Genomic DNA, 24,461 nt, shown 5'->3' with positions numbered 1-24,461 from the left:
ATTCAACCCGCTTTTCAGGAAAACCGTTGTCTATGAACGCGCAACACAAGCTGGTTCTTGCCTCCGGCTCTCCCCGCAGGATCGAGCTTCTGGGGCAGGTTGGCATTGAGCCGGATCATATTCAGCCGGCTGATATCGATGAAACGCCTGAGCGTGCGGAACATCCGCGTTCGCTCGCGCGTCGTCTTGCGCGTGAAAAGGCCAAGGCCGCACAGGAAAGGCTTAAAGGCGATCAGGATTTTGCCAATGCCTATATCCTTGCAGCCGATACGGTTGTTGCTGTGGGAAGACGTGTTCTGCCCAAGGCTGAGATTACGGATGAAGCACGCGAATGCCTGCGCCTTTTGTCGGGGCGTACCCACAAGGTTTTTACCGGCGTTTGCCTGATCCTGCCCAATGGCAATCTGCGTCAGACCCTTGTTGAGACGCGCCTGCGTTTTGAACGGCTGACGCGCAAACAGATTGATGCTTACCTCGCTTCCGGCGAATGGCGCGGCAAGGCTGGCGGCTATGCCATTCAGGGGCTTGCCGGGAGCTTTGTGGTCAAGCTGGTCGGCTCTTACACCAATGTGGTCGGCCTTCCCTTGCAGGAAGTTGTAAACCTGCTGGCGGATGGCAATTATCCAGTCTATGCCAACTGGGAAAGTGGCAAGGTCTAAGATTACATGACGGACAAGAAAGATATCTCAACTGCGCCGGACGCTCGTGTAACCCCTTTGCGCCCAACACGCCCCTGCCCTGAATGCGGCAAGCCGTCAGTTCGCGACAATTATCCATTCTGTTCGCCGCGCTGCAAAAGCATCGATCTCAATCGTTGGCTTTCAGGAAGCTATGTCATTGCCGGAAAACCGATCGAAGAAGAGGAAGAAAACGACAACTGACATTTTCCTGCTTGTTATTTCCACAATCAAAACGGTAGCTTAGCAAGTTTGTGAGAAATATTATAAAAAATACAATCGGGTGCTGGACAGCACGAAATTTAATGCTATAACGCACCCACTTCCGGCGGACACCAACACCGCCACCAAGTGAGAAATCACTGCAAGGATGCCCGGATAGCTCAGTTGGTAGAGCAGCGGATTGAAAATCCGCGTGTCGGCGGTTCAAATCCGTCTCCGGGCACCACTTTTCTCCATAAGAGCATCGTAATAGAATTCAGATCTGTTGCATCGCAATCTTATGCCTTGAGGTTTTATGAAATTCTCCTCTGCTGACCAGACTGTGCTTTTCAACATGATGCGTTGGCGACGAGACGTAAGACATTTCCTGACAGATCCCGTTCCAGACAATCTGCTCGATCAATTGCGTATCGCGATGGATTATGCCCCCTCTGTCGGCAATTCGCGGCCATGGCGGGTCTTTCAGGTCGAAAGCCTTGAAAAGCGTAAAGCCGTCCATGATCTGTTTGAGATAGCGAACCAGCAGGCAGGCTGTCTTTATGATGGAGCGCGTGCCGATCAATATGCAAAACTAAAGCTGGAAGCTATTCGCACCGCTCCGGTGCAACTGGCAATTTTCACAGAAAATGATCCCGTAGAGGGCCACGGGCTTGGCCGGCAAACCATGGTCTCAACTGTTGAGCAAAGCACTGCGATGGCTGTGCAAAACCTCAATCTTGCGGCCCGTTCTCTGGGCCTTGGTGTCGGAATGGTTTCCATTCTTGACCCCGACGCCATGAAACAAGTTTTCGAGGTTCCTGCAAGCTGGCGTTTCAGCTTTTATCTTTGCATTGGCTGGCCATGCTTCAAAAGCGATACACCCTAGCTGCATGAGAATGGCTGGCAGCACAATAGCATTCTAAACTGGCAGAAAACCTGACCACCTGTTTTCGATCATAAAAAGCGCACCACTGATCCGGTGCGCTTTTATGGGTTACAAAAATTCAGGCTTATTGCTGAACATATTCCAGGGTCAATGTCTCAACACCAGCGGAAAGGGCTGTACCCTTTTCGGTGTCAACCGCCAGAGGCTGAAGCGTGAACGCCTGACCGGTTCCGCCAACCAGCACCTGAACGCCAGCGCCAAGACCAAGGCTTGCATCTGCTTCTGCACCAGCATAAGTGCCAGCAAGTGCACCCGGCTCAACCGTTGTGGTTGCCGCAAGAACTGTCCATGTCATCTGGCCACCGGTTGTTGCACCCAGTTCAAGACCATATTGGTCAATTGATCCGTTATAATTCTGGGTCTGACCATTCCCATTCGACAAGGTGCAGCTGACTTTCTGCTTCTGCTCGATAATCAAACCAATGCCAGCCGAAACATCACAGGAAAGCACACCAACTTCAGCACTCACCTGCGCAGAACCGGAAGCGGTTGTTGCCAGAAGAACAGAAACGCCAAGCGCCCAGATTGCTTTTTTCATCATCAACTCTTCCCAAAAAAAACTGCGCAGCCACTCCACGCAACACTCTTTTTGTAAAGGAATAATACTTAAGAATGCGCTTAAAAATGGATTATCTTTTGGGTGAGACTGGCTATCTGTGCTGATTACAGACATTCAAAAAAGACCCCGGCCTGTTTGATTGGGCCGGGGTCTTGCTTTTAACCCTTGAATGTATAATCCGCAATCGACTGCGGCTTCATTTCAATCGAGAAGCCCGGCAGAGATGGCGGCATATAGGCCGCATCCTTGATGATACATGGCTCAATGAAATGCTCGTGCAGATGATCGACATATTCGATCACACGACCATCCATGGTGCCGGAAACAGCCACATAATCGATCATCGAGAGATGCTGCACATATTCGCACAAGCCAACACCGCCTGCATGAGGCCAGACCGGCTTGTTATATTTTGCAGCAATCAGCAGCACGGCCAGAACTTCATTCAGGCCACCCATGCGGCAACTATCGATCTGAACGATGTCGATAGCGCCTTCCGCAATGAACTGTTTGAACATGATGCGGTTCTGGCACATTTCGCCGGTGGCAACCTTCACATCACCAATGGCTTCGCGGATCTTGCGATGACCGGCAACATCGTCCGGGCTGGTTGGTTCTTCAATGAAAAACGGCTTTGAGAAGGCAAGCTTGTTGACCCACTCGATTGCCTGATCAACTTCCCAGACCTGATTGGCGTCGATCATCAGATAACGATCCGGGCCGATCACTTCACGCGCAATGGTAAGACGGCGAATATCGTCTTCGAGATCGCGGCCAACCTTCATCTTGACGTGATTGAAGCCTTCATCAATGGCTTCCTGACACAGGCGGCGCAGCTTGTCATCGTCATAGCCCAGCCAGCCAGCCGAAGTCGTGTAGCAAGGATAGCCCCCGGCTTCGAGTTGAGCGATCCGCTCTGCCTTGCCGCTTTCTGCTTTGCGCAGAATTTCAACAGCCTCATCGCGGGTCAGCACATCAGTCAGATAGCGATAATCGACAATATCCGCGATTTCTTCTGCCGAAAGTTCCGATACCAGACGCCAGACCGGCTTGCCCGACTGCTTTGCTAGCAGGTCCCAAAAAGCATTGACAACGGCACCGGTTGCCAGATGCATGGCACCCTTTTCAGGGCCGATCCAGCGCAACTGGCTATCGCTCGTCAAATGGCGCCAGAACTTGCCGGGAGCCTTGCGGACGACATCAAGATCGACGCCGACCACGAGATGACGCATGGCAAGAATGGCCTGACAACAGATGTCATTGCCGCGGCCAATGGTGAAGGTGAGGCCATGGCCCTTCAGGGTTTCGTCATCCGTATCGAGGATGACATAGGCTGCCGAATAATCCGGGTCCGGGTTCATCGCGTCCGATCCGTCCAGACTTTGCGAAGTCGGGAAGCGCAGATCAAAGACGCGCAGATCAGTGATTTTCGTCATGATTCATTTCGCCTTAGATATCAGCGCGTACGTTCTGCTTCTGCGTACCAAGACCTTCGATGCCCAATTCGACAACGTCGCCTGCCTTGAGATAACGCGGTGGCTTCATGCCCATGCCAACGCCGGGAGGCGTACCGGTGGAGATGATATCGCCCGGCTGCAAGGACATGAACTGCGAAAGATAGGACACCAGATGACGCACGCCATAGACCATGGTTTTGGTCGAACCGTCCTGCATGGTTTCACCATTGAGCTTGAGCCACATTTTGAGGTTCTGCGGATCAGCAACTTCGTCTTTTGTCACCAGCCATGGGCCAGTTGGACCGAATGTATCGCAAGATTTGCCCTTGGTCCACTGACCGGCACGCTCGATCTGGAAAGCGCGTTCCGAAACATCATGAAGCGTGCAATAACCTGCAACATAATCAAGCGCGTCATCTTCCGAAACATATTTCGCGCTCTTGCCGATAACGATACCAAGTTCGACTTCCCAGTCGGTCTTTTCCGAACCACGCGGGATGAGCAGATCATCATTCGGGCCAACAATAGCCGAGGTTGCCTTCATGAAAATCACTGGCTCAGCTGGTACAGCCATGCCCGATTCTGCTGCGTGATCAGCATAGTTGAGGCCGATACAGATGAACTTGCCGGTGCCTGCAACGCAAGGTCCAAGGCGCGGGTTGCCTTCAACCTTTGGCAGCGCATTAATATCCAGTGCACCAAGCCTGGCAAGCGCTTCAGGGCTAAGAGCAGCACCTGACAGATCGCTGACATGGGCAGAGAGATCACGGATATTGCCGTCGGCATCGAGAAGGCCCGGCTTTTCCTGACCGGTTGCACCATAGCGAAGAAATTTCATGAGTTTACTCCTTGTGGGGATTTTCGGCAGCGAACTTAAATTGTCCAGCCGCCATCAATGTTATAAGCCTGACCTGTAGTATAGGTCGCACCCGCGAGATAGACCGCGAGATCGGCAATTTCTTCCGGCTGACCAATACGGCCAATGGGCTGACGCGCGATGAAAGCCGCACGCTGTTCTTCATAATCACCCTGCGCACGCAAGCGATCCTGCAATGACGGGCTTTCAACCGTACCGGGGCAGATAGCATTACAGCGAATGCCCTTGGCAACATAGTCAGCAGCAACTGCCTTGGTCAGACCAATGACCGCCGCCTTGGTGACGCCATAGGCAAAACGGTTCGGCACGCCTTTGACGCTTGAAGCAACGGACGCCATATTGACGATAGCGCCATCCTTGCGCTCCAGCATGCCCGGCAGCACTGCACGGATTGTGCGAATCATTGCCTTGACGTTGAGATTGATAGCGAAGTCGAGGTCTTCGTCCTTCATTTCCAGAATAGAGCCGCCATGCACAACGCCTGCGCAGTTGAACAGGATATCGACCTGACCAATTTCAGCAACCGCGGCCTTCACTTCCGCCTCGTCAAGCACATTGAGCTTGCGAGTTATAATGCCCGAAACGCCTTCGAGGTCTTTGAGTGCTGTTTCGTTGATGTCGGTCGCATAGACCTTGGCACCCGCCTGCGCAAAAGCCAGCGCACTGGCGCGGCCAATGCCCTGAGCTGCCGCCGTCACCAGCGCGGTTTTTCCATCAAATCGTATCGTCATATTCATGCCTTCCGTTCAACAAGCAGGATATGGTCGCAAGCCAGCACCACTTCATCCTGCTGATTAAGCACTTCGCACCGCTCAGTCACGCGGCCCATATTTGTCCGTTTCGGGTCATCTTCTTTTGTGTGATTGTTACATATGTGCAGATTGTATCGCCAATATGCAGCGGGTGCACGAAGCGAAGCCGGTCATAGCCATAAGAAAATGCAACAGGGTTAATCACCGGGCGGTCTGGCCGGGCAGTCTGGCATTGATTATGACGCTTCAAACTGACCCGGAAGCCTTGCCACCCCCCGCAGAAACCATGCCATATGCAAGCAGAACCGATCCTGCCAGCACAGATGGCGTGAAATTCCTCATGCTCTTCCTCCTCATGGCGGCATCTCCCATGCCTGATACCAATTGTGAATTTATTATTTATATGCAAACATAATATTCACAAAGGGTCAAGGCGTTTTAGGTGTCAAAGTGATTGCATTAGAGCATGATCTGATCGGAGTGAAACGCGCTCTAAGCGCATGACTTTCATCAATCGCAATGTTCGTATATGAAATTCGATATTCATGAAGGGAACCAGTTTGGAAACAGATGATCGCTATCGCGCTCCGGCGCTGGACAAGGGACTGGATATTCTCGAATTGCTGGCCAGCGTTGATGGTGGCCTGAGCCAGGCCGAGATTGCCAAACATCTTGACCGCAGCCCCAACGAATTTTACCGGATGCTCGACCGGCTGGTGAAACGCGGCTATGTCACCAAGCTGGAAGGCGACCGCTATTCACTCACACTCAAACTGTTCGGACTTGCGCATCTGCATGCGCCGGTGCGCAGGCTTGCCTCTTTTGCAACCCCTTTCATGCGTGAACTCGCTGATCGCTCGAAACAGGCCAACCAGCTTGCCGTATTTGACCGCGGTTCTGTCGTGGTGATCGCGCAGCAGGAGGCGCCGGATTACTGGGGTATCTCGATCCGGGTCGGTTCACATATCAGCCTGTTTGACACAGGTTCCGGCCATATTCTTCTGGCTTTTCGCTCACCCGAAGAACGCAAAATAATGATCGCCGAATATGTAAAAGGCAGCGATAGCGTGAAGCTTGATGAGAGCTTCTATGAACGGCTCGACCAAATCCACGAACGCGGCTATGAAATAATGCCAAGTGCGCAGGTGGCTGGCGTCTATAATCTTTCAGCACCGATTCTCGGACCGGATGGCACATGTATTGCAGCGCTCACCTGCCCCTATGTCACTCTTGTTAATTCAACCAATGCCCCCGACATCACAGAATCGATCAATCTGCTGCAAAAAACCGTCAAGGATCTGTCAAAACTGGTCGGATCAGATATTGGCGCCCCTGATTAAGAGTGAAAAATAAATTCTTATTTGAAAACTCTCTTCTTTTTTGAAACTATAATGCCGGAGGAAGTTTTCTATGATTATCGATACCCATCTGCATCTTATTGACAAAAATGCCCTCAATTATCCATGGCTTGCCGATGCGCCAGCGCTTAACCGCAACTTCCTGTTTGACAGCTACAAACAACAGGCAGAGCGTTGTGGCATCGAAGCGGCATTGCACATGGAAGTTGACGTCGCTGCCGATAGCATTGAGGCAGAAACAAACCACATTCAGAACATAGCAGTGGCCAATGGTGGTTTCATTAAAGGCGCTATCGCCTCCTGCCGCCCGGAAGCACCCGGTTTTGCCGAATATCTTGAACTGCAATGCGGCAATCCTTTTGTGAAAGGCTTTCGCCGCGTGCTGCATGTGGTATCAGACGACCTTTCTGAAAAGCCGTTATTTCGGGAAAATATAAAACGACTGCAAGGCACTGGTCTCACCTTTGATCTATGCACATTCCCGCATCAGATTGACAAGGCCATAGCGCTTGCCGATCTCGCACCGGATATGCAATTCGTGCTTGATCACTGCGGTGTGCCGGACATCAAATCAGCTGCGCTGCAAGAATGGCAAAAGGGCATCAGCGAGATTGCAAAGCGCGAGAATGTCATTGCCAAAATCTCTGGTGTCGTCGCCTATGCCGAGCCAAAAAGCTGGACCGCAGACACAATACGCCCCTATGTGGAGCATGTGATCCGCTCATTCGGCTGGGAGCGGATTGTCTGGGGCAGCGACTGGCCGGTCTGCACTTTGGCAACCAATGTTGACGCCGGACTTTCAACATGGGTAGCAACAACCCATGCTCTTCTCGAAGGGTGCAGCGAAGACGAAAAAGCACTGCTTCTATCCAGAAATGCAACCCGCATCTGGAAGCTGTAATTTCTCGATAATGCTGGTGATTAACTCGCCAGCATTATCATTTTATAGAGCACTTTTGGACCTGATTGAGCCAGATTGGCGCTCTAAAAACCCTTTACCTGAAGCATAATCTTATCGATCCTCGTTGAACGAAGGTTGGATTATGCTCTAAAAGCTTTCACGAAAAAGCCGGTTGAGGTCAGCGATGACATCTTCCGCCTTCTCATTATTCAGCAAGCCCTTGTTGATACGGTCAGATGCTGCTTCCTGAAACGGCATATAGCCATCATGACGGGGTCGCACCCACGCACCTTCCAGCGTTGCACGTGTATCGCGATAAAAGCCGGAGGTTGCAGCATTCACGTCATCATCCTCCCATGCATCTGCATGTCCAGGCTGACCATTTGAGGTGGCATAAAGTCCTTTCTGCACCTCCCCGCTTGCAATCCAATAAGCAAAATCTTTCGCTTCTTCAGGATGTTTGCTGAAAGCAGAAACTGCAATACCCGTCCCGCCCAGAGCAGAACCCGCAACATCCGCCGCCCCTGCTGGAATATCAGCAAAGCGGATCAGATGATCGCGGAAACCGGGCATGGCATAATTCACATAACCATAAATCAGCGGTGAACATGCAGTTTCTGAGTCCGGTTTTGCCATTTCCTCAAAAGCAGCAATCGGGTCCAGGCCGAAACATTCAGGTTTTACCAGTGAAGCAATCTCGCGCAATTGTTCAAAAGCCTGTGCGCCATCTTCGATTGAGATCAAATCTCCCTCGACCGCACAAGGCGTTCCGGCATTGGCAGCAAGTGTATAGAAGCTCATCAGTGAATGTGGCGGGCGCAATGGCAGCAGCACTTTGCCAGCACGGGCAAGACGCAGCACTTCACCCCATGAGGTTACAGGCTTATCCATCAGATCAGGGCGCCATGCCTGCACCTGTGTTGCAGCATCCAGCGGAAATGCCCATTGCCGCCCCTGCCAGTTATAGCTCGGGAAGGATTGCCCGACCGAGCCTTCAGCAAGTGCTGCAAATTCCTTTTCGCGACCAACCTCATCAAGCGGCAACAGGCAGCCTTCCTTGGTAATCTGGCCGACATGCGGATGGTCGATTACAATCATATCGAAATTACGTGCCAGTTCTTTGACCGGAAATGTCTCGAAATCCTGCAATGATCGCTTTTCCCACTCAATCTCGACGCCCTTGTCGTGCAACCATTGTTGCGCAGCTGCCACCATCGGATCATAACCGCGTGGATGGCTCCACGTCATGCCCTTAAGCCGGATCGTGCTCATAAACCGAATTCCTCACGAATCTGCTGGCTGTTTTCACCAATACGCGATGCGACAGGCGCTATTTTTGGACGCGGACCATTGATACGCAGCAACGGGCAATACGACCGTGACAGAAACTGACTCATATCGACAACGACAAGTGCGCTAAGCGGCAATTCGCTTTCCGGCATCGCGAAATATCCTCCTCGTGAATTTCTTATGTAAATATAATCTTCACATATGGATTTAAGCAAGGCAAGAAAGAAAATAGGTTTAAAAAACAAAAACGCCGCCCCATCGGGCGGCGTTTTTACACATAAACTGGATCAATCAGATCGATAGCTCTACCTCGACGCTCGCCTGTTGCAGCAAGGCCCAGACGTGATCAGCGAACGAGTTCCAGACTTCGATGCGGTAATGGTCCTCATCCCATTTCAATAAAATGATCTGGGCATGATCGAAGATGGTGCGGGCCGCACCCGGATGCTGCATTGCAGAGAGATTGATCGGTGATCCGGCATTGAGCAACCATTCAGCTTTCGGGCCGGAAATATCAATACCGGTTTCACGGTGGCTGACCTCCGTCAGGCTGTGCGGCTCAGTTTCATAGAGCTTTGCGAAAGCCTGTAGAATCGCGACACCTTTGCTTTCATCGGCCCAGACATACCATTCGTCCGGCCCAAGGCAGGCAACGGCAATATCGTCCGTACGTATCACATCGCCTATCCTTGCCGGGATTTTCGCACCCAGCGCCTTTTCAGCCTTTTTGAGCTTTGAAACATCAATGCGCAGGATGAAGCGGGCGGCATCATCAGCCGGGTGGATTTCCAGACGACCGCGAATGACGACCTTGCGGTTCGAATAAGGTTTTGTTTCAACAAGCATGGTTCAATTCCTTATCCGTTAAGCCTTGTACCGTCAGGGTCATAAAAGACCATGCCCGAAACAATAGCTTCATGCACGCTACCATCCGGCATCGGCATATAAAGCGTTTCACCCATGCGGGTCTTGCCGCCTGATACCACAGCAAGCGCGATAGAGCGGCCAAGGGCTTCACTCCAATAAGACGAGGTCACATGGCCAAGCATGGTCATTGGCACGGCCTGTTCTGGATCGGCGACAATCTGTGCGCCTTCTTCCAGCACCAGTTTAGGATCACGGGTGAGCAGACCCACAAGATGCTTACGATCTGATTTCAGCATATCCGGGCGCGTTAAGGAACGCTTGCCGACGAAATCCGGCTTCTGTTTGCCAATGGCCCAGCCAAGGCTTGCATCATCGGGCGTTAGCGTACCGTCTGTATCCTGACCGACAATAATATAACCTTTTTCAGCACGCAGCACATGCATGGTTTCGGTACCGTAAGGCGTGATGTCATATTGCTGCCCGGCTTCATAAAGCGCCTTCCAAAGCGACAGGCCATATCGCGCAGGCACATTGATTTCATAACCCAGTTCACCGGTAAAGCTCATGCGGAACAAACGTGCAGGCACGCCCAGGAATTTGCATTCCGCTACCGACATATGCGGGAAAGCTTCATTGGAAAGATCCAGACCTTCCACCATTGGCTCAATAAGTTTACGTGCATTGGGTCCATTGATTGCCACCACGGCCCATTGTTCGGTGGTCGAAGTCAGCCAGACTTTCAGCTCCGGCCATTCGGTCTGGAGATAATCCTCCATCATGTTGAGCACACTTGCAGCACCGCCGGTTGTGGTCGTAACATGAAAGCGATCCTGCGCGAGGCGACCGACAACACCATCATCACGGATGAACCCGTCTTCTCCAAGCATCAGACCATAGCGGCAGCGCCCGATACCAAGCTTCGTCCATGGGTTGGTATAGATACGGTTCATAAATTCGGCCGCATCCGGGCCGACCACTTCGATCTTGCCGAGCGTTGAAGCATCGAACATGCCCAATGATTCACGTGTAGCGCGACATTCACGCGCTACTGCCTGATGCATGTCTTCACCATTTTTTGGAAAATACCATGCACGGCGCCATAGCGAGACCGGCTCAAAAGCTGCGCCATGCTGCTCGGCCCAGGCATCAATTGGCGTTTTGCGCGTGACATCAAACAATGGCCCACGATTATAACCGCAAAAGGCACCAAAAGTCGTCGGCGTATAAGGCGGGCGGAAAGTGGTCAGCCCGACCTGTGGCGTCGGGCGTTTAAGAGCATCGGCTGCAACCGCCAGACCATTGATGTTGGAGGTCTTGCCCTGATCGGTCGCCATGCCATTGGTGGTATAGCGCTTGACATGCTCGATGGAGTGGAAACCCTCGCGCACGGCCAGACGAATATCCTTGGCGGTCACATCATTCTGGAAATCGATAAAAGCCTTGGCCTTGCCCGGGTCGCGATCGGTTGGCAGTTCGCGCACGCTCATACCATCGCAGACAAAATCACCGGCAACCGCATATTCCGACACTTTGGCCTTATGCCCGGCATCCGAGGCTGCATCATTACCTGCTTGCGCACCTTCACGCAAAGCGCTTTGCAAATCGAAATTGCCATTGCCTGCACCGGCACAGCGGCTTTCTTCGGTGCGTTCGCCCGGCAGATAGATCTGGCGAGCCTCATCCCAAACCAGCGAGCCTTTGGTATGCGAGAAAAGATGAACACTCGGGTTCCACCCGCCCGACATCAAAACCACATCACAGGCAATCATCCGCGCAGCACCGACCGAACCATTGGAAACCGGATTGGCCCGCACTTTTGAAACACGATGGCGGCCACCGGTATCCGTCACTGTCCAGCCGATCAATGTTTCAATACCGAGCATTTTTGCGCGATTGATCAGGCTGTCGGCAACATTTGAGCGTATATCGATAATAGCCGGAACCTTGACGCCTGCGACTGCGAGATCGAAAGCGGCTAACCATGCGCTGTCGTGGCTTGTGACAACGACAGCCTGATTGCCAACCTTAACGCCATAGCGATTAAGATAGGTGCGGGCAGCAGACGCCAGCATCACACCGGGCCGGTCATTGCCTGCAAAGATCAGCGGTTTTTCGATAGCACCCTGCGCCAGCACCACCTGACGTGCACGCACATGCCACATGCGTTCACGCGGTGCATGTGTGGCTGGCCTTGACTGATGATCGGTCAGGCGTTCGCAAAGGCCGAGCATGTTCTGATGGTAGTAACCTATTGCCGTGGTGCGCGGCAAAAGCGTGACATTCGGATTGGTTTTGAGCGCTTCTATGGTTTCATTGAGCCAATCCCAGCTTGCGCGGCCATTGATGACCGGCTCTGGTTCTGAGAGAAGCGAGCCGCCAAATTCCGCCTGCTCGTCAACGAGGATAACCTTCGCACCACTCTTTGCGGCCTCTAAGGCGCTCGCCAGACCGGCAGGTCCGCCGCCCACCACCAGCACATCGCAGAAGGCATAGCGGCTGGCATAGGTGTCCGGGTCGGGTTCGGAAGGCGATTTGCCAAGACCGGCAGCATTGCGGATGAAAGGTTCATAGACCTTGTTCCAGAAGCTTTTCGGCCACATGAAGGTCTTGTAGTAAAAGCCTGCCGAGAAGAACATATAGAGCGCGTCATTAATCGCGCCGACATCATATTTCAGCGAGGGCCAATGGTTCTGGCTTGTCGCATTCAGGCCGTCATAGAGTTCCAGCACCGTTGCTCGGGTGTTCGGCTCATAGCGGCCCGGTCCGCGTGAAACGCCCATCAATGCATTGGGTTCTTCGGAACCGGCAGAAAGAATGCCGCGCGGACGATGATATTTAAAGGAACGACCGGCCAGATGTTCGCCATTGGCAAGCAAGGCCGATGCCAGCGTGTCGCCTTCAAAGCCGGAATAGGTCTTGCCGTTGAAGCTGAACCTTACGGATTTGGCCTTGTTGACACGGCCTTTGTTATGAATGCGCATATCGGTCATTATTTCGTCTCCGCAGCCGGAGTTTCTGCCAGAGCAGGACGGGGTTCACCGGCCTTATAGGTCGTGACGAATTTGTCACTCACCGTATCACGCACCGCATTAAAGAAGCGCCCACAGCCATTGATATGCCGCCAGCGCTCATAATGCGTGCCGCGGGGATTGGAACGTGTGAACAGAAAATCACGCCATTCTTCGTCGGAAAGCTGCGATGGATCGGCAGGACGCGCAATATGCGCTTCACCCGCATAGGCAAATTCCAGCTCGGGGCGTTCCATTTCGCAATAAGGGCAACGGATTAAAAGCATTTTTGGGTTCCCCTATTCTCTAATGCGCAACCGCGGCAGCAGCCGCTTCGTCGATCAGGCGACCAGTCGCAAAACGTTCCAACGTGAACGGCGCATTGATCCAGTGCGGTTCGTCCCGTGCGATAGTGTGGGCAAAGACATTGGCCGAACCCGGCGTTGCCTTGAAGCCACCCGTGCCCCAGCCGCAATTGACATAAAGTCCGGGAACCGGCGTCTTGCCGATGATTGGCGAGCGGTCCGGCGTCACATCAACAATACCGCCCCATTTGCGCAGCATGCGCATGCGGGTGAAGATCGGGAAGATTTCGCAAATCGCCGCCAGTGTATGTTCAATCAGCGGCAGACCACCGCGCTGGCTGTAAGATGTGTACTGATCAGTACCCGAACCAATGACCAGTTCGCCCTTGTCAGACTGGCTGATATAGGCGTGAACGCTGTTCGACATGATAACGCATGGAACAACCGGCTTCACCGGTTCAGACACAAGTGCCTGTAGCGGGAAGCTCTCAAGCGGCATCCGCACGCCGGCCATATCCATGACAATCGACGTACTGCCAGCAGCCGACACGGCCACTTTTTTCGCCTTGATAAAGCCGCGAGGGGTTTCAACACCCGTTACGCGCCCCGAAGCATCGCGACGAATGCCCGTTACCGGACAATTCTGGATAATATCCACGCCACGCTCGGTTGCGCCACGCGCATAGCCCCAGGCAACCGCATCATGGCGGGCCACACCACCGCGCCGCTGCAAGGTCGCGCCAACAACCGGATAGCGGGCATTGGGTGAAATATCGAGCGGCGGACAATATGCCTTGGCCTGCTCTTTGGTCATCCATTCATTATCAATGCCATTCAACCGGTTGGCATGAATATGACGCTTGAAGCTCTGCACATCATGCACCGTATGCGCCAGCATCATCACGCCGCGCTGCGAGAACATGACGTTGTAATTGAGATCCTGACTAAGCCCCTCCCACAGCTTCATCGAATGCTCATAAAGATGTGCACTCTCATCATAAAGATAGTTGGAGCGGATGATGGTGGTGTTACGTCCCGTATTGCCACCGCCAAGCCAGCCTTTTTCAATGACCGCGACATTGGTAATGCCGTGTTCCTTGGCGAGGTAATAGGCGGCACCAAGACCATGCCCACCGGCGCCGACAATGATCACATCATACTCGGCCTTCGGCTCGGCATTTGGCCATTGCGGCTTCCAGTTCCTGTTGCCGGACAATGCATTGCCAATGATAGAAGCGAACGAAAAGCGGGACATATCAAACCACCAGTCTTAGGGTTCATGCCCCATGTGGCGCACGAAAAATCTTCAATGATATTTGTATTGAGTCGGGCAACTTATGGACAGCAGGCTTGCGTCAAAACACAGCACAAATACGACATCGACACCATTTCGCGACATCATGCGCTTGATCGGTAAAGCTGTCTTACAGATATAATATTGCCGCCGGTTGATATTGGAACAAATCCAAAACGTTTTTACAAAATAGGACAATAATGTTGTCCTTTTCTCTTTCCTTTTATTGCGTAAAGAGCTACGCAGGCTTGCGCAAAATCGTATTTAAAAACACTTAAGCGCAAGAAAGGTGATTTCGTGACTAGGGAAAATCTACTTGAAAGTGCACTCATTCGTCTTGATGAAGCAGCAAACCACATCAATATTGATCCGGATGTTATCGAAAAACTGAAATACGCCCGTGAGACGATGAAAGTGCGGCTGATGATCCGCATGGATGACGGTTCGCGTAAATCCTTTCTTGCATGGCGCTGCCGCTATGACGACACCCGTGGACCGACCAAGGGCGGCATTCGCTACCACCCGGAAGCAACGGCAGAAGAAGTCGAAACGCTTGCCTTCTGGATGACATTTAAATGCGCGGTCATGAACCTGCCTTATGGCGGCGGCAAGGGAGCCATTCAGGTTGACCCGCGCCAGCTTTCAAAAGCTGAGCTTGAGCGTCTGTCCCGTGCCTATATTCAGGCTTTCTCCAGCATTATCGGCCCGGATCGCGACATTCCTGCACCCGATGTTTACACCAATTCCATGATCATGGGCTGGATGGCAGACGAATATTCACAGATCGTCGGCCAGTCTTCACCGGCTGTCATTACCGGCAAGCCACTGGCTCTGGGCGGTTCGCTTGGCCGCAACGACGCGACTGCACGTGGCGGTTTTTATCTGGTGCGTCATCTGTCGCAAGACCTTGGTCTTGCCTCACAGCTTCGTGTTGCGGTTCAGGGCTTTGGCAATGCCGGTCAGTTCATCGCAAAGCTTATGGCAAGTGACGACCACAAGATCGTTGCCGTATCCGATTCAGCCGGTGCTGTTTATTGCGCCAAAGGTCTTGATCTCGATGCGCTGCTGGAAGCCAAGGCAAATAATAAATCGGTTGTTTCCACCGCTGGTAAAAATGGCCATGAAGCCATTACACCCGATGAGCTGGTTGCTGCCGAATGCGATGTTCTCGTCCCAAGCGCCATGGAAAACATGATTGATGCCGATAATGCGGCTTCCATCAAGGCAAAGCTGATTTTGGAACTGGCAAACGGTCCTGTAACACCCGAAGCTGACGAAATCCTTGTGAAAAATGGCGTTATCGTTCTGCCGGACATTCTGGCCAATGCTGGCGGCGTGACGGTTTCCTATTTTGAATGGGTACAGAACCGTCAAGGATATTACTGGACGCTTGAAGAAATCCATGATCGCCTGAAAAGCATCATGGAACGCGAAGGCCGTGCCATCTGGAACCACGCCAAAGAGCACAATGTAACCGTTCGTTCGGCAGCTTATGTTCATGCGTTACAGCGCCTTGCACAGGCGATTGAAGCACACGGCACCCAGAACGATTTCACTGCCTGATTGTTATGAGAATTGAAGTTTTCGCCGGAGTTTCCGGCGAAAATCTCTTTGAATAGTCGTTCTCTCTTCCTACATGCGTAAAGGACAGGATGAGAGGAACGAAATGAATATCGGGCAGGCAGCGACCGCATCGGGCATCTCGGCGAAGATGATCCGCCATTATGAAACCATTGGGCTGATCAAACCGGCTGACAGAACCAGCTCCGGCTATCGCGTCTATACACAAAAAGATGTCGAAACACTGCGTTTCATCCGCTCAAGCCGTGACCTTGGCTTCTCCGTCGATAAGATCAAAGCACTGCTCACACTCTGGCAGGACCGTAACCGCGCATCCTCAGATGTGAAGAAGGTTGCGCTCGCTCATGTTGAAGAACTCGAAGCCAAGATGAAGCAATTGCAAAACATGGCCGATACATTGCGTCATCTGGCGCATAATTGCCATGGCGATGATCGGCCAGATTGTCCGATCATCCATGAGCTTGCCAGAAATAATGCTGAGCAAGATCATCAAGGCGTGCCGCGAAAAGGCGAATTACTTCACGCTAAAATATAAAAACGCCAGGAAATCCCCGACGTTTTTATTGGTCAAAGCCTGTTATTGAGGCAGCGTATAGGCGATCACATAATCGCCGGGCTTGGTGCCCACCGAACCATGACCACCTGCAACCATCAGAACAAATTGCTGCTCACCGACCGTATAGGTCATTGGCGTAGACTGACCACCCGCAGGCAGGCGTGCTTCCCAGAGCACTTTGCCATTGGTGAGGTCGTAAGCGCGCAGATAATCATCCACAGCCGCACCAAGGAACACAACGCCACCGGCGGTGATCATTGGTCCACCAATGCCCGGAACGCCAACTTTGAGCGGCAGGGGAACCGGGGCCATATCCTCAATAGTGCCATTGCGATGCTTATAGGCAATCTTGCCTGTGCGCAGATCAACACCAGCAACAAAGCCCCATGGCGGCGTCTGGCATGGTATGCCAAGCGGACTGACGAATGGTCCCATGAAGACACCATAAGGCGCACCGTCATTGCGGTTAAGGCCCTGCTCGCTGCCCTTCTCATCCTGACCGCGTGGTGGAATATCGGCACGGGGGACAAGCTTTGATGTGAAAGCCAGATAGGTCGGCATGCCGAACATCACCTGACGCACCGGATCAACGGCCACACTGCCCCAGTTGAAAACACCGAAATTACCCGGATAGACAATGGTGCCTTTCAGCGAAGGCGGCGTGTAGCGTCCCTCATAGAAATGCTTGCGGAAAGCAATACGGCATGCGAGCTGATCAAACAGGGTCACACCCCACATGCTGCTTTCGGTCAGCGGCGCAGGACTGAATGTCAGATCAGAAATCGGCTGCGTGGGAGCTGTGTAATCTTCAGGGATAGCACCCGTTGGCGCTGGGATTTCTCGAACCGGGATAATCGGCTCACCGGTGCGGCGATCAAGCACATAAATATCGCCCTGCTTGGTCGGCCCGACCAGTGCCGGTATGCCATTAATGTCCAGCAAAACAGGCTGTGCCGGAACATCCATATCCCACAAATCATGATGCACCGTCTGGCGCACCCATTTGACTTGCCCCGTATTCACATCCAGCGCCACGATGGAGGACGAATATTTCTCAACATGATCACTGCGGCCCATGCCAAGCTGATCCGGCACCTGATTGCCAAGCGGAATGAAAATCAGGCCAAGGCCTTCATCAACACTCGACACTGACCAGCTATTTGGCGAATTGGTCGTGTAATATTCGCCTTCCGGCAGCGGTGTTGTAACATCCGGGTTGCCTGAATCCCAGTTCCACAAAAGATCGCCGCTGCGAATATCAAAAGCACGGATAACACCCGACTGTTCCTGTGTCGAATAATTATCATTAACCGCGCCACCGACGATAATCTTGTCACCAACGACGGCTGGTGGCGAAGTCGAATAATAATAACCAGCGGGGTTATATTTCATGCCATGGCCGAGATCGAGCGTGCCGGCATTGGCAAAATCGGTGCAGATTTCACCTGTCTGCGTATCAAGCGCAATCAACCGTGCATCAGATGTCGGCAGATAAACCCGTTCCGAACACTTGGCGCCGGCGGTTGCAGTTGTATCTTTCCAGTAGCTCACGCCACGACAGGTCTGGTGCTGGCGGTCCGTATTGAAACCAACCTTGGGATCAAATTTCCACTTTTCCTTACCCGTGGCAGCATCAAGCGCAATGGCCCAGTTATGCGGTGTGCAAAGATAAAGTGAATCGCCAATTTTAAGCGGCGTCACCTGATAGGTGGTTTCGCCTACATCTTGTGGCTGTTTCACATCGCCGGTCTGATATTGCCATGCGACCTGAAGCTTGGAAACATTATCCGGGGTTATCTGCGCTAATGGTGAATAACGCTGACCATAAGGTGTGCGGCCATATTGATGCCATTCACCATCGGGAACATTACCGCCAAGGTCCGGCGTTGCCGCCACTTTATCGGTGGGCAGATCGCCCGAAATATTCCACGGATCCTGCGTCATGGAGTAGCCCGCAACCACCAGAGCAGCAATGATCGCGACTGAAAGGGGCAAGCCACCGCCCTTGAGCGGTTTTCTGATCCATGGTGTCAGAAGCCACAGACCAATCAGGACAATGACGCCGCCTGTTGAACCCAGTCCCCACCAGTCGAAACCAACTTCAGAGATCGCCCAGCCGAGCGAGCCGAGAATGATGAGCGCATAAATCCACAGCGCAATGGCGCTTCTTTTGAAAAGGAAAATGCCGGCCAGCAAAAAGCCAATGGCAGCGATGGCGAAAAACCAGCTGCCGCCCAGCGTGACAAGGTAGATGCCCGCAGCACCCAGCCCCAAACCAATCAATAACAAAATGAGTGACGTCAGAGAAACAAGCAAGATATTCCCCTTTAAAGCGCATCCCGAAAAGTGTGGAACGGTTTTCGGACAAAGATGCGCATTAGAATAAATATTTACAGCGCCGCTCTGAGGCTGTGACTGCGATCTCGCCGCATTTTGGCCGACGATTGATGAACGCTGTATGGTTCAAGTCAAGTTCGAGGTATTCCTGATTTGGGTGGGAGTGTTGCAGCAAAAGACCTTGCACGCAACACCGCATTGCCTGCTCAATAAAATAGGCGGCAAAATGAAAAATCCAGAGAGATTCTTATTAAAAAACAAAAGAAATATCGGCAGCTAAAAAGCCGCCGATATTTAAGGTCAGCACCCTGGGGTCAGGCCCGGGGTGATGTTTCAAGCCATTGGGCTTTTGAAAACCCGCAATCTAAGTGCATTGCTGAGAACAAAAATACTCGAAAGCGCCATTGCCCCTGCCGCCAGTACCGGAGACAAAAGCGTTCCGGTAAAGGGATATAGAACACCGGCTGCAACCGGGATCAATGCCACATTATAAGCAAATGCCCAGAACAGGTTTTCGCTGATATTCCGAATCGTGGCCTTGGAAATTGCAATGGCGTTGACCACACCGCGCAGATCGCCCGACATCAGCACCACGTCGGCACTTTCAATTGCAATATCGGTGCCCGTACCAATGGCAATGCCAACATCGGCAGCAGCCAGTGCAGGCGCATCATTGATACCGTCCCCCACAAAGGCAATGCGTTTGCCGCCAGCGGCCAGACGTTTCAAGGCTTCGACCTTGCCTTCGGGAAGCACTTCCGCAACCACCTCATCAATGCCAAGGCGTTTTGCTATTGCCTGTGCGGTGCGGCGGTTATCGCCGGTGATCATTGCAACTTTCAAACCCTGATCATGCATGGCAGCGATTGCCGCAGGTGTTGTTTCCTTCATCGGATCAGCGACCGTAATGATTGCAGCCAGCTTGCCATCAATGGCTGCATAAAGCGGTGTCTGACCTTCGTCACCCAGACGGCTGGCATCATCGGCAAAGGCGGCGACATCAAGCCCAAGCTTGTGCATGTAACGATCTGCGCCAATAGCAACCTCATGACCGGCAACCCGGGCTTTAAGTCCAAAGCCCGGCACAGATTCAAATGCCGATATGTCACCGAGCCTGAGACCTTTTTCCTTTGCGGCAGTCACGATCGCATCGGCAATCGGATGTTCTGAACGGACTTCCACTGCGGCAACCAGCGCCAGCGCTTCATCTTGATCAATACCATCAACGACCGCAAAATGTGCCAAAGCAGGCTTGCCCTGCGTGAGGGTCCCGGTCTTGTCAACCGCAATGACCGATGCATCGCGCAAGGTTTGCAGCGCATCACCACGGCGGAACAGCACGCCAAATTCAGCAGCGCGTCCCGTGCCAACCATGATAGAGGTCGGCGTTGCAAGTCCCATCGCACAGGGGCAAGCGATGATGACAACGGCAATCGCATTGACCAGTGCATAGCCCATCATGGCCGTACCGCCGATGATCAGCCACACAATAAATGTGATAAGTGCTGCAGCCAGAACCGCCGGCACGAACCAGCCCGTCACTTTGTCGACTTTAGCCTGAATGGGCAGCTTGTCGGCCTGTGCATCCTCAACCATCCGCACAATCTGCGAGATAACCATATCGCGGCCAACCTTGGTGGCACGGAAGGTGAAGGCACCGGTCTTGTTGATCGTACCACCGACAACTTCCGCGCCCTCTTCCTTGGCAACAGGCACCGGCTCACCGGTAATCATCGATTCATCCACATAGGATGAGCCTTCGATCACCACACCATCAACCGGCACTTTTTCGCCCGGGCGCACCTGAACGATGTCGCCAGTGCGCACATCTTCAAGCGGCACATCCAGCGTTTCACCATTACGAACCACCCGTGCAGACTTTGCCTGCAACCCCACAAGACGGCTGATTGCAGCCGATGTACGCCCCTTGGCACGCGCTTCCAGATAACGGCCAATCAGGATCAGTGTCACGATCACGGCTGCTGCTTCAAAATAAACATTGGCAGTGCCATCGGGCAGAATATAAGGCCAGAAAGTAGCAACAACCGAAAAACCCCATGCAGCCGTTGTACCGACAACCACCAGCGAATTCATATCCGGTGTTGCGCGTAAAAGTGCAGGAATGCCTTTCTTGAAAAAGCGCATACCGGGACCAAAAAGCACAAGCGTGGTCAGCACAAACTGGAAATACCAGCTGTTCTGCATGCCGATTGTTTCCATGATAAACATATGCATGGCGGGAATGAGGTGTGATCCCATCTCAAGGATGAACACGGGCAGCGTGAGAACGGCTGCGAGGATCACATTCTTTTTCAGCTCAATGGCTTCCGCATCGCGTTTTTCGGATTGCGTTTCCTGTCTGGCATCATTGCGCGTTTCATCGAGTGCATGGGCTTCATAGCCAGCTTTTTCGACTGCCTTGATCAAATCCCCGACATCAACCGGCCCTGCAAATTCAACATGCGCACGCTCGGTTGCAAGATTGACGCTGGCGCGGGATACACCCGCAACCGTATGCAACGCTTTTTCGACATTGCTGACACAGGACGCACAGCTCATCCCCTCAATGGCAAGATCAGCATTGCCTGATGCTACATCATAGCCAGCTTTGCGAATTGCATCGATGACAGCCGGTATATCAGGGGATGACTTGAAGGTAATATCGGCACGCTCGGTTGCAAGATTAACCGAAACCTTTTCCACGCCCGGCACTTTTGCAACTGCCTTCTCAACGGAGGACACACAGGATGCACAGCTCATCCCTTCAACAGGAATGGCAAAACTGGCGGTTTCAGATCCTGCAGGCTTGTGCTCTTTTAAAGGCTTATTCAAGGCAATTCCTTTCAACCCTTTTTTGAAGGGTGTTATCATGAATTACATGATAGATAGCGCTTCCCATCGTTGGAAGGTCAAGTCCAGAATCAAGCCCATTATCAGGCCCATTATCAGGCCCCATTAATTTGACGGCTCTATCATCCCAAGAATTGACCCGCAGCGCGTCTCGATAAACTCAGCCACCTTGTCTGCCGGCATTGGCCGCCCCATCAGAAAACCCTGCACCTCGCCAAAATTCTGCTCTCGCAGACATTCAAGCTGCTGCAGGGTTTCCACGCCTTCAGCCGTCGTGATGATCCTGAAACCTGCGCCAAGGGTAGCAACAGCCTGAATGATCGCAAGATCACGTGCATCAGCCTCAATGCCCGACACAAAGCTGCGATCAACCTTGATCTTGTCAAACGGAAATGAACACAAATAGCTCAATGATGAATAGCCGGTTCCAAAATCATCCATCGCAATACGCACACCCAGGCGACGCAGCTCAAAGAGCAATTCAATATTGTGCTTGCTGTTTTGCAGGAAAACCGATTCCGTGATTTCCAGTTCGAGACGTTCAGGAGAGAGCGCGGCCTCTGCAAGCGCTTCTGTAACCGAGGCAAGCAACTTCGTCTGGCTGAACTGCGCCGATGACAAATTAACAGATACCTTGATGCCATAGGGCCAGTTTGCAGCCTCGCGACAGGCCTGCATGAGCACCCAGTCACCAATGGGTCCGATCAGGCCAGCCTCTTCCGCAACAGGAATAAACTCGGAAGGAGAAACCTGCCCCAATTCTGGATGCTGCCAACGCAGCAAAGCTTCAAAACCGGATATGCGACCAGTCTGCAAATTGAAAATCGGCTGATAGTGCAACTCAAATTGCTGCGATGCCAAAGCAATGCGCAAATCGGCTGTCATGACATGACGCTTTTCGACCGCCAAGCGCAAGGAATGCTTGTAAAAACTGAATGTCCGCCGGCCACTGGCCTTGGCTGCATAAAGTGCGAGATCAGCATTGCGCATCAACACATCCGTACATTCACCATGAAGCGGCGCCTGAGCAATGCCTATGCTGCATGATATATATTCAGTCGTTTCACCCAATTCAAAAGGGTCCTGAAACGCCGACAAAAGCCGATCCGCAAACATCGCGATCTGGGAAATCATATCGCTGCGATAAATGATGGCAAACTCATCGCCACCCAGACGAGCGAGAAACTGATCAGCACTCATCAACCCCTTTAAACGTTCAGCTACCTGTTGCAGTAATTGATCACCAATCTGATGTCCCCTGCTGTCATTGATCGTCTTGAAATGGTCAATATCGAGATAAAGCAGGGCGAATGCCGGTGTATTTTCGTCCTTTTTTAAAGTGCCTTCGATATATTGCGAAAAATAAACCCGATTGGGCAGATCAGTCAGACTGTCATGCATGGCAATATGCATCATGCGTTGTTCAGTCTGGCGGCGTTCGGTAACATCTTCAATGATACCAATCAGATAGCGCGGCAGTGAACCATCAACAGGTGGAATGGGACGTTTGATAATTCGCATCCTGCGCGACGTATCATCAACAAACCGAATGTCGCGTTCAATCGTGAGCACATTGCCTTGATGCATCGCCAACTGATCCTGCCGCATGAGGAGCTTGGCTTCTTCCCGGGGAAAAATCTCTGTATCAAGAGAGCCTATGACCTGATCGACCGCATAGCCTCCGATCGCCGCAGCCGCATGATTATAAAGAACATAACGGCCATCATCATGCATATCTTTAACGAAAACGCCCAGAGGCATATTGTTAATCAGACCATCAAGCAGAGACTGGGTGTGATTGGCTTGCCGCGTAATCCGGACGAGTTCAGTCAGATCCTGCACAATGGCAAGAATAGCCTGTTTTCCCTTGAAAAGAACTTGTCGTCCATAGGTTACAACCTCAATAATATCGCCATTGGCTTTGAGATGTTGCCATTGTCCGGGGCATTCAAGATCGCTTTTGTCGCGCACGGCTTCGAGCATTCGCTCCCGCTCACTATGTGGACGAATATCAAGTACCGTCATGCGCTGCACTTCATCCGGCGAATAACCATAAAGCGCATAAGCAGCTTCATTCATCACGACAAAACGTAATGTTTCAGGATCATAAACCCACATTGGTGTGGGATGTGTTGTAAACAGAATACGAAAATCCTCATCAGATATCCGCACATCCAGATTACCCGCGTAAGCCTGCCGGGCTTCTCGCTTCGTCATCTTTGTTCCCTCATCAGACTGAACCCGATCCGCAACTCCCCGTCCCCACAAGAGAATCGTTCCCAAGAATCAGATAAATCGTCTGCAACAGGACGACATTTTTCTTAACTTGATTAATGCACCCTCATCTAAAATATAATATAAAAATTGGGTACTCTATAAATTTATTACTCATTTTCCATAAAACGCGCTCCATAAAACAGTCCGCTTGACCGCCACCGCGTTCCGGCCTATGCCTAAGGCACAAAATTCGTTGGGGTGCCTCATCAGAGGCTGAGAGACGCTGATCGCGTTAACCCATTGAACCTGATCCGGGTAATACCTGCGTAGGGAACGGAGTTTGGCGCGTCGCGAACAAGGAGGAAACCATCCTCCATGGGGCAAAGCCCCAAAAGCAAGTTCATGACGTCTCAATTTTCCGTTCGGAA

The 24,461-nt window shown here is 52.3% G+C and carries 21 protein-coding genes, 1 tRNA gene, 1 pseudogene and 1 riboswitch; of the genes and pseudogenes, 9 read left to right on the top strand and 14 right to left on the bottom strand.

The annotated features are described in order from the left end of the window. Positions 1–32: 32 nt before the first annotated feature. From FHY56_RS09865 to bluB, 4 genes are all read left to right on the top strand, one after another. Positions 33–659, top strand: coding sequence for a Maf-like protein (locus FHY56_RS09865; RefSeq protein ID WP_140904987.1), 627 nt, complete (start codon positions 33–35; stop codon positions 657–659). Between the two features lie 6 nt (positions 660–665). Further along, positions 666–881, top strand: a complete 216-nt coding sequence (gene yacG / locus FHY56_RS09860; protein WP_140904986.1) for a DNA gyrase inhibitor YacG — start codon at positions 666–668, stop codon at positions 879–881. Positions 882–1,049: 168 nt separating this feature from the next. Further along, positions 1,050–1,125, top strand: a tRNA-Phe gene (locus tag FHY56_RS09855). Positions 1,126–1,194: 69 nt separating this feature from the next. After that, positions 1,195–1,764, top strand: a complete 570-nt coding sequence (gene bluB / locus FHY56_RS09850) for a 5,6-dimethylbenzimidazole synthase (protein ID WP_140904985.1) — start codon at positions 1,195–1,197, stop codon at positions 1,762–1,764. A gap of 124 nt (positions 1,765–1,888) precedes the next feature. Here bluB and FHY56_RS09845 read toward each other — a convergent pair whose 3' ends face one another. From FHY56_RS09845 to FHY56_RS09825, 5 genes and pseudogenes are all read right to left on the bottom strand, one after another. Beyond that, on the bottom strand, positions 1,889–2,365 hold the full coding sequence (locus FHY56_RS09845) for a DUF992 domain-containing protein (RefSeq protein ID WP_158447746.1): 477 nt from the start codon (positions 2,363–2,365) through the stop codon (positions 1,889–1,891). A gap of 176 nt (positions 2,366–2,541) precedes the next feature. Beyond that, positions 2,542–3,819, bottom strand: a complete 1,278-nt coding sequence (locus FHY56_RS09840; RefSeq protein ID WP_140904983.1) for an L-fuconate dehydratase — start codon at positions 3,817–3,819, stop codon at positions 2,542–2,544. Positions 3,820–3,832: 13 nt separating this feature from the next. Then, the gene (locus FHY56_RS09835; RefSeq protein WP_140904982.1) at positions 3,833–4,678 is read right to left on the bottom strand and encodes a fumarylacetoacetate hydrolase family protein; all 846 of its coding nucleotides are present in this window, start codon (positions 4,676–4,678) and stop codon (positions 3,833–3,835) included. Between the two features lie 35 nt (positions 4,679–4,713). Beyond that, a complete protein-coding gene (locus tag FHY56_RS09830; protein ID WP_140904981.1) occupies positions 4,714–5,448 on the bottom strand; it encodes an SDR family oxidoreductase in 735 nt (244 codons plus the stop codon). Positions 5,449–5,450: 2 nt separating this feature from the next. Further along, a pseudogene (locus tag FHY56_RS09825) lies at positions 5,451–5,674 on the bottom strand (MaoC family dehydratase); the annotation flags it as partial. 340 nt (positions 5,675–6,014) lie between these two features. On the opposite strand from FHY56_RS09825, the gene FHY56_RS09820 reads away from it, so the two are divergent. Next, a complete protein-coding gene (locus tag FHY56_RS09820) occupies positions 6,015–6,809 on the top strand; it encodes an IclR family transcriptional regulator (protein ID WP_140904980.1) in 795 nt (264 codons plus the stop codon). Between the two features lie 70 nt (positions 6,810–6,879). Next, positions 6,880–7,728: an amidohydrolase family protein gene (locus FHY56_RS09815; protein WP_140904979.1), complete on the top strand. Its 849-nt coding sequence runs from the start codon at positions 6,880–6,882 to the stop codon at positions 7,726–7,728. A gap of 147 nt (positions 7,729–7,875) precedes the next feature. Here FHY56_RS09815 and FHY56_RS09810 read toward each other — a convergent pair whose 3' ends face one another. The 6 genes from FHY56_RS09810 to FHY56_RS09790 all read right to left on the bottom strand — a co-directional run bounded on the left by FHY56_RS09810 (position 7,876) and on the right by FHY56_RS09790 (position 14,453). Beyond that, positions 7,876–9,000 carry an extracellular solute-binding protein gene (locus FHY56_RS09810; protein ID WP_140904978.1) on the bottom strand — a complete coding sequence of 375 codons (1,125 nt, stop codon included), beginning with the start codon at positions 8,998–9,000 and terminating at the stop codon, positions 7,876–7,878. Then, the gene (locus FHY56_RS17915; protein ID WP_168927602.1) at positions 8,997–9,170 is read right to left on the bottom strand and encodes a hypothetical protein; all 174 of its coding nucleotides are present in this window, start codon (positions 9,168–9,170) and stop codon (positions 8,997–8,999) included. The genes FHY56_RS09810 and FHY56_RS17915 overlap by 4 nt, the downstream gene beginning before the upstream one ends. A gap of 139 nt (positions 9,171–9,309) precedes the next feature. After that, a complete protein-coding gene (locus FHY56_RS09805; RefSeq protein ID WP_140904977.1) occupies positions 9,310–9,864 on the bottom strand; it encodes a sarcosine oxidase subunit gamma in 555 nt (184 codons plus the stop codon). An 11-nt stretch (positions 9,865–9,875) separates the two neighbouring features. Next, complete coding sequence (locus FHY56_RS09800) at positions 9,876–12,875, bottom strand: sarcosine oxidase subunit alpha (protein WP_140904976.1); 3,000 nt, start codon at positions 12,873–12,875, stop codon at positions 9,876–9,878. Beyond that, positions 12,875–13,180, bottom strand: coding sequence for a sarcosine oxidase subunit delta (locus FHY56_RS09795; protein ID WP_140904975.1), 306 nt, complete (start codon positions 13,178–13,180; stop codon positions 12,875–12,877). Before FHY56_RS09795 ends, FHY56_RS09800 begins: the two co-directional genes overlap by 1 nt. Before the next feature lie 19 nt (positions 13,181–13,199). Then, positions 13,200–14,453 (bottom strand): sarcosine oxidase subunit beta family protein, encoded by a 1,254-nt coding sequence (locus FHY56_RS09790; RefSeq protein ID WP_140904974.1) that lies wholly within the window; start codon positions 14,451–14,453, stop codon positions 13,200–13,202. A 336-nt stretch (positions 14,454–14,789) separates the two neighbouring features. Between FHY56_RS09790 and FHY56_RS09785 the strand changes: the two genes are divergently transcribed. Both FHY56_RS09785 and cueR read left to right on the top strand, forming a co-directional pair. Next, positions 14,790–16,055, top strand: coding sequence for a Glu/Leu/Phe/Val family dehydrogenase (locus FHY56_RS09785; protein ID WP_140904973.1), 1,266 nt, complete (start codon positions 14,790–14,792; stop codon positions 16,053–16,055). Between the two features lie 103 nt (positions 16,056–16,158). Next, positions 16,159–16,608: a Cu(I)-responsive transcriptional regulator gene (cueR, locus tag FHY56_RS09780; protein WP_140904972.1), complete on the top strand. Its 450-nt coding sequence runs from the start codon at positions 16,159–16,161 to the stop codon at positions 16,606–16,608. A gap of 42 nt (positions 16,609–16,650) precedes the next feature. Here cueR and FHY56_RS09775 read toward each other — a convergent pair whose 3' ends face one another. After that, on the bottom strand, positions 16,651–18,945 hold the full coding sequence (locus FHY56_RS09775; protein ID WP_140904971.1) for a glucose/quinate/shikimate family membrane-bound PQQ-dependent dehydrogenase: 2,295 nt from the start codon (positions 18,943–18,945) through the stop codon (positions 16,651–16,653). A 142-nt stretch (positions 18,946–19,087) separates the two neighbouring features. On the opposite strand from FHY56_RS09775, the gene FHY56_RS17780 reads away from it, so the two are divergent. Beyond that, the gene (locus tag FHY56_RS17780) at positions 19,088–19,246 is read left to right on the top strand and encodes a hypothetical protein (protein ID WP_158447745.1); all 159 of its coding nucleotides are present in this window, start codon (positions 19,088–19,090) and stop codon (positions 19,244–19,246) included. Positions 19,247–19,299: 53 nt separating this feature from the next. Here FHY56_RS17780 and FHY56_RS09770 read toward each other — a convergent pair whose 3' ends face one another. Together FHY56_RS09770 and FHY56_RS09765 are read right to left on the bottom strand one after the other, a co-directional pair. Continuing rightward, a complete protein-coding gene (locus tag FHY56_RS09770; protein ID WP_268898910.1) occupies positions 19,300–21,798 on the bottom strand; it encodes a heavy metal translocating P-type ATPase in 2,499 nt (832 codons plus the stop codon). A gap of 123 nt (positions 21,799–21,921) precedes the next feature. After that, positions 21,922–24,033 carry a putative bifunctional diguanylate cyclase/phosphodiesterase gene (locus FHY56_RS09765; protein ID WP_140904970.1) on the bottom strand — a complete coding sequence of 704 codons (2,112 nt, stop codon included), beginning with the start codon at positions 24,031–24,033 and terminating at the stop codon, positions 21,922–21,924. A gap of 244 nt (positions 24,034–24,277) precedes the next feature. After that, positions 24,278–24,383, top strand: a riboswitch (TPP riboswitch). Positions 24,384–24,461: the final 78 nt, after the last annotated feature.

This window comes from Brucella gallinifaecis, assembly GCF_006476605.1.
Taxonomy (GTDB): domain Bacteria; phylum Pseudomonadota; class Alphaproteobacteria; order Rhizobiales; family Rhizobiaceae; genus Brucella; species Brucella gallinifaecis.
This window is presented reverse-complemented; position numbering and strand designations above follow the sequence as displayed.

Excerpts from the sequence above, each read along its gene's own strand:
- FHY56_RS09865 (WP_140904987.1), top strand. The coding sequence starts at position 33 with ATGAACGCGCAACACAAGCTGGTTCTTGCCTCCGGCTCTCCCCGCAGG.
- yacG (WP_140904986.1), top strand. The coding sequence starts at position 666 with ATGACGGACAAGAAAGATATCTCAACTGCGCCGGACGCTCGTGTAACC.
- bluB (WP_140904985.1), top strand. The coding sequence starts at position 1,195 with ATGAAATTCTCCTCTGCTGACCAGACTGTGCTTTTCAACATGATGCGT.
- FHY56_RS09845 (WP_158447746.1), bottom strand. The coding sequence starts at position 2,365 with ATGATGAAAAAAGCAATCTGGGCGCTTGGCGTTTCTGTTCTTCTGGCA.
- FHY56_RS09840 (WP_140904983.1), bottom strand. The coding sequence starts at position 3,819 with ATGACGAAAATCACTGATCTGCGCGTCTTTGATCTGCGCTTCCCGACT.
- FHY56_RS09835 (WP_140904982.1), bottom strand. The coding sequence starts at position 4,678 with ATGAAATTTCTTCGCTATGGTGCAACCGGTCAGGAAAAGCCGGGCCTT.
- FHY56_RS09830 (WP_140904981.1), bottom strand. The coding sequence starts at position 5,448 with ATGACGATACGATTTGATGGAAAAACCGCGCTGGTGACGGCGGCAGCT.
- FHY56_RS09820 (WP_140904980.1), top strand. The coding sequence starts at position 6,015 with ATGAAGGGAACCAGTTTGGAAACAGATGATCGCTATCGCGCTCCGGCG.
- FHY56_RS09815 (WP_140904979.1), top strand. The coding sequence starts at position 6,880 with ATGATTATCGATACCCATCTGCATCTTATTGACAAAAATGCCCTCAAT.
- FHY56_RS09810 (WP_140904978.1), bottom strand. The coding sequence starts at position 9,000 with ATGAGCACGATCCGGCTTAAGGGCATGACGTGGAGCCATCCACGCGGT.
- FHY56_RS17915 (WP_168927602.1), bottom strand. The coding sequence starts at position 9,170 with ATGCCGGAAAGCGAATTGCCGCTTAGCGCACTTGTCGTTGTCGATATG.
- FHY56_RS09805 (WP_140904977.1), bottom strand. The coding sequence starts at position 9,864 with ATGCTTGTTGAAACAAAACCTTATTCGAACCGCAAGGTCGTCATTCGC.
- FHY56_RS09800 (WP_140904976.1), bottom strand. The coding sequence starts at position 12,875 with ATGACCGATATGCGCATTCATAACAAAGGCCGTGTCAACAAGGCCAAA.
- FHY56_RS09795 (WP_140904975.1), bottom strand. The coding sequence starts at position 13,180 with ATGCTTTTAATCCGTTGCCCTTATTGCGAAATGGAACGCCCCGAGCTG.
- FHY56_RS09790 (WP_140904974.1), bottom strand. The coding sequence starts at position 14,453 with ATGTCCCGCTTTTCGTTCGCTTCTATCATTGGCAATGCATTGTCCGGC.
- cueR (WP_140904972.1), top strand. The coding sequence starts at position 16,159 with ATGAATATCGGGCAGGCAGCGACCGCATCGGGCATCTCGGCGAAGATG.
- FHY56_RS17780 (WP_158447745.1), top strand. The coding sequence starts at position 19,088 with ATGGTTCAAGTCAAGTTCGAGGTATTCCTGATTTGGGTGGGAGTGTTG.
- FHY56_RS09765 (WP_140904970.1), bottom strand. The coding sequence starts at position 24,033 with ATGACGAAGCGAGAAGCCCGGCAGGCTTACGCGGGTAATCTGGATGTG.